At 60.1% G+C, this 4,851-nt stretch carries 4 protein-coding genes; all 4 read left to right on the top strand.

Annotated features, from left to right (window positions below; genetic code table 11):
- Positions 1 to 1,528: sensor histidine kinase (locus tag AC1DVH_RS25950; protein ID WP_477756208.1), on the top strand; the 1,528-nt coding region annotated here is incomplete at its 5' end.
- A gap of 7 nt (positions 1,529 to 1,535) precedes the next feature.
- Complete coding sequence (locus AC1DVH_RS25945; protein WP_458372948.1) at positions 1,536 to 2,885, top strand: sigma-54-dependent transcriptional regulator; 1,350 nt, start codon at positions 1,536 to 1,538, stop codon at positions 2,883 to 2,885.
- Positions 2,886 to 3,171: 286 nt separating this feature from the next.
- Positions 3,172 to 4,503, top strand: coding sequence for an ABC transporter substrate-binding protein (locus AC1DVH_RS25940; RefSeq protein WP_477756207.1), 1,332 nt, complete (start codon positions 3,172 to 3,174; stop codon positions 4,501 to 4,503).
- A 30-nt stretch (positions 4,504 to 4,533) separates the two neighbouring features.
- The coding region (locus AC1DVH_RS25935; protein ID WP_477756206.1) for an ABC transporter substrate-binding protein at positions 4,534 to 4,851 on the top strand (318 nt) is incomplete at its 3' end.

Raw genomic sequence — 4,851 nt, 5'->3', positions numbered from 1 at the left:
GGCCTTGTCCACGGCGAACCGCTTGTCATCATTTCTCGATGATCGCTTTTACCAGGTCTCGGCATTGTCCAATCACCCGAACATGCCGGGGTTTATTGCCGATCAGTCCGCCCCCGGCAGTGACGTGGAGTCTTTGCTCAAGATCGAAGCGGATTTTCCGTTCCTGTATGGCGTGTTGTTTTTCGATGAACAGGATCATTTGGTCAACGTGCTGCCGGGGCAAGCCGCCTCTGGTGAGCCCTATTGGACCAACACTCATTGGTCTATCGCCGGGCTGCCGACCCAGTGGGTCGGTGATATCGAAGTGATCGGGCCATTGCTGGCCGAACCCGGGCGCTCGGGTGGCTTCTTGATCCGCAAGACCATCCGCAATGGTCGCACCGATCACCGTGTGCGCATCGCCTTGCACCTGCGCCTTGCATCACTCACCGAGTTGCTCGTCAGTGCCGGGATGAGCGGGGTGGTTGCGCCGTTGCTGCGGGTGCCAGGCGGTGCCTTTATCGACCCCACCGGGCGCGCGGTCGAGGCGCCGAATCAGTGGCGTGACGGCCCCCAGATAATTCCCGGTTGGCAACTGGTGTTCAGAGTGCAGCCTGGGGCCATCCTTAAGCCGTTGAACGATGCACGCTGGTGGTTGTACTGGATAGCTGCTGGTTTTATCGTGTTTATCCTCATAGTGTTTTTTACTCTGTCGCGACAGTTGCGCTCGCGGGTCAGCACCTTGTTACAGGGCGCTCACCAGTTGTCCATGGGCGACCTCAGTTATCGCCTGGCTGAACAGCCCCGTGACGACGAAATCAACCATGTAGCGCGGGCGTTCAATGTAATGGCCGCGCGCTTGGCGGACATGTTGGAAAACACTGTGCGGACAGAAAATCTCGCGGTACTGGGGGCCTTTGCCACGGGCGTGGCCCATGAGGTGCGCAATCCCCTAACAACCATGAAAACTACAGTGCAAGCCTTGCTGCGCCGAGAAGAAGAACCCGAGCGACGCCACTTGCTGACCGACCTGGGCAAGGAAATCGACCGCTTATCCCATGTCACCAGCGATCTGTTGGAATATGGGAGGCCTCACCCGGCTCAACCCGAGGTGGTTGCCGTGGCGCCGTTGTTCGAGCAGATCGTCCAGCTGGCAGGGCCGGACGACCCGCAATTGCTGTGCGAAACAGAACCAGGCTTGCAGCTTTACGTCGACCCGGACCAGATCCGGCAGATCCTGGTCAACCTTTGTTTGAATGCCTTCCAGGCCTGCGACAACCAGAGTCCCGTGCGCCTGTGCGCCCAAGTATGGGGTGGGCAGGTGCGGGTCATGGTCATTGACCAGGGCTGCGGTATCTCCGAGGCGGACTTGCAGCGCATCCGCCAACCGTTTTTTACCTCCAAGGCGCGGGGTACCGGGCTGGGGCTGAGCATCAGCCAACAACTGCTGGAAGCCAACGGTGCGCGCATGGACATTATCAGTACGCTTGGCGTAGGGACTCAGGTGATCCTGGACTTCCCCGCGCCCCCAGGGAACGAGGCGAAGTAAACCACCGATGACTGACATTCACGTTTTGATAGTAGATGACGAAGAAGCGCTGGTGCGTTCCCTCAGCTACGCCCTGCGCGGCGAAGGAATGCGCATCAGCACGGCCGGCAGTGGTGAGGCAGCGCTGGAGCTGTTGGCGGGGGAGACCACCGGCATCGATATCGTGCTGCTCGACCTCGGCTTACCGGGCATCGATGGCCTGGCCACGTTGGACGGTATACGCCAGCTTCACGCACAACTGCCGGTGATCATGATTTCCGCTCACGGTGATACCCGCGCCGCCGTACAGGCAGTGAAAAGCGGCGCCACTGACTACCTTACAAAACCTTTTGAACTCGACGACCTGCTGGCGACCATCACCAGCACCTTGTCATTGGCCAGATGCGAAGAACCCGCAGTGGCGGTGAGTGATGAACTGGCCGCTGGCCTGCTTGGCCATAGCCCGGCGATGAGCACCTTGCACGCAGCGGTGGGGCGCATTGCCCGTAGTTCCGCGACACGGATTTTGTTGCTTGGAGAATCCGGCACGGGGAAGACTTTGGTCGCCCAAGCCCTGCACAACCATAGCGGGCGAGGTGGGCAACCGTTTATCGAGGTCAACTGTGCGGCATTGCCGGAGCAGTTGATCGAGGCAGAGTTGTTTGGTTCGGAAAAAGGCGCGTATACCGGCGCTCACCAAAAGCGTGCCGGGCTGGTCAGTCAGGCCGATGGCGGCACGCTGTTTCTCGATGAGATTGGCGAATTGCCGCTGGCGCTTCAAGCCAAGCTCCTGCATTTTCTTGAGAACGGCAGCTACCGAGCCGTGGGCGCCAGTGCCGCGAGTAGCGCGGATGTGCGGGTGGTGGCGGCGACCAATCGGGATCTGGCCGATGACGTGCAATCGGGACGCTTTCGTGAGGACCTGTTCTATCGCCTGAACGTGATCACACTGGATATTCCTTCACTGCGCGAGCGCGGTGAAGACGTGCTGTTGCTGGCCCAGCATTTCGCTCGGCGCCAGGCTGTGGAGGAAGGGGTCGAACCGATCCGCTTCCTGCCGGACAGCGCCCAGGCATTGGTCCGTCACCGCTGGCCGGGGAATGTGCGCGAGCTTAAAAACCTGGTAGAACGCTTGACCATACTGTCACCGGGGCAGGCGATCAGCGTGGCGATGTTGCCGCCAGCGTTGCAAGGCCTGCAGATCGAGCCACTGGTACTGGGCGAGCAGCTCGAGCTCGCCGAGCGTGATCTGGTCACCGATGCTCTGAGCCGCGCATCGGGCCATAAGGGCCTGGCAGCAAGCCTGTTGGGGATTTCCCGGCACGCGCTCAAGCGCCGTCTGCATCGCCTGGGACTGGATCGCTCGACCGAGCGGTAACCGCTCAACAATGCGCGCAGGTTGAGCGCCAAGCGCTCAATACAATCGTCGCAAATCTCAGTAGCCGYTGCCGAGGCAAGTGGCTRCGATCAATTTCAAGCGCGCTCACCCCGGGCGCCCAGGTATGCCTGGCAGACTGCATTTCCAGGCTGGCGGCCGCTTGCGTCCCGATCGYAGCCACTTGCCTCGGCAACGGCTACAAGCTTCTCAGCCTTTCTGGCACACCCTTTGCTCTATCCCTCTGGCTAACTAACAAGAGGCGTTGCCAACGCCCTAAAGGATACTTATGTCTCTGCCACGTCCATGGTTTTATTGCTCGCTCACAGTCTGCAGTCTTTTGCTGAGCGTTGTTGCCTCGGCTCAGGTCGGCCGCGTGGAGTTGGGCGCGGCCGCCTCTCAGGCGGACCTGACGATGGGCTGCCTGTACCCGATGACCGAGCGCGCAGCGATCTACGGCCAGGACAGCATCGCCGGGATCCAGATTGCCCTAGGCGAGTTGCAGGCTCAGCGCGAGGCCGGCCAGCAAGTGCCACGTCTGCGCGTGATCATCGATGACGATCAGTCCAAGGCTTCCTATGGCGTAGGCCTGGCGAAAAACTTCATCCACCAGGACGGTGTGCAAGTGCTGTGCGGTATGGTCTCGTCCGGCGTGGGGCTGGCGGTCAGTCAGTTGGCCAAGCGCGAGAAAGTACTGATGATCGGCACCGACCATGCGTCCTCGCGCATGACCCTGGAAAACGGCCACCCGTACTATTTCCGCGTCACCAATGACACTTGGACCTCGATGGCCGCCGGTGCCCGCTACCTGCAAGCCCTGCAACAACAAACCGGATGGAAACGCCTGGCGTTCATAGGCCCGGATTACGAATACGGCCACGTGTCCCGCGATGACTTGCACGAAGCCTTTGCCCAACTGGGTGTCAAGTTCGAGGACGTCACCGAACTCTGGCCACGCCTGTATGAGCCTGACTACTCCGCCTATATCGCCGCTCTGGAACAAGCTAAACCCGACATCATTGTCTCGGCCCTGTGGGGCGGTGACTTCCAGGCCTTCGTCAAGCAGGCAGCCAGCACCCGGTTGTTCGCCACCTCGCGCCTGGCCAACTTCGACACCGGTGGTAACTACGATTTCCTGGTGTCCTTGGGCGACCAGGCTCTGCCGGGGCTGATCCTCTCGGCACGGCACCATAACAACTGGCCGGATACGCCGCGCAATCGTTCCTTTGTCGAGCGCTTCCAGGCCATCAACGGTCGCTACCCGACCTACGCCGCCGAAGGTGCCTACACCGGTGTCATGGTGTTAGCCAAAGCCTATGAAAAAGCGCTGGGCAGCGTCGACTCCCAGGAGTTGATACGTGCCTTGGAAGGCTTGGAAATTGCCTTGCCAGAGGATCCGCCCGGGTTCGTCTCAAGGATCGATCCGCAAACCCATCAGATCCAGCAGACCCAGGCAATTGGCACTCCGGTGCTCAACAACGATTACCCGCCCGCCAAGGTGATGCTGGGTAATTGGGTGGTGTATTCCGCCCAGGAACTGCAGCAGAACAGCGCAACCATCAAGCGTCGAATGAACGCTGAAAGCCCTAACTCGAAAAAGAGTCGTCCCGAGAGTCCCTAGTCAATTCATCAATCGAAAGTGGAAGCACAGATGAACAATTATAAGAAAAACATACTGAAGCACCGTTTGACCCTCGCTATTACCGCTGGCGTTGCCCTGTCCATGGGCTCCTCGGCCATGGCTGCCGAGAACGGTAAGTTTCGTATCGGCGTGGTGACTTTCCTATCGGGCCCAGCAGCCGGGCCGTTCGGTGAGCCGTCCGCGAACGCCGCCAAAGTGCTGGTGGAAGGGCTAAACCAAGGCAAGCTCCCGGCGCCTTACAACACCATTGGTATCAACGGTGCCGAAATCGAGGTGGTGATCATCGACGAAGCGGGCGGCGCGGCTAAACAGGTCGAAGAGTTCCGT

The sequence above is a fragment of the Pseudomonas sp. P4_C3 genome, assembly GCF_056402075.1.
The sequence above is the reverse complement of the archived record's forward strand: the minus strand, read 5'-3'. Positions and strand labels throughout refer to the sequence as shown.

Bases quoted from the DNA above. Each gene is read 5' to 3' on its own strand.
- AC1DVH_RS25945 (WP_458372948.1), top strand. From the start codon at position 1,536: ATGACTGACATTCACGTTTTGATAGTAGATGACGAAGAAGCGCTGGTG.
- AC1DVH_RS25940 (WP_477756207.1), top strand. From the start codon at position 3,172: ATGTCTCTGCCACGTCCATGGTTTTATTGCTCGCTCACAGTCTGCAGT.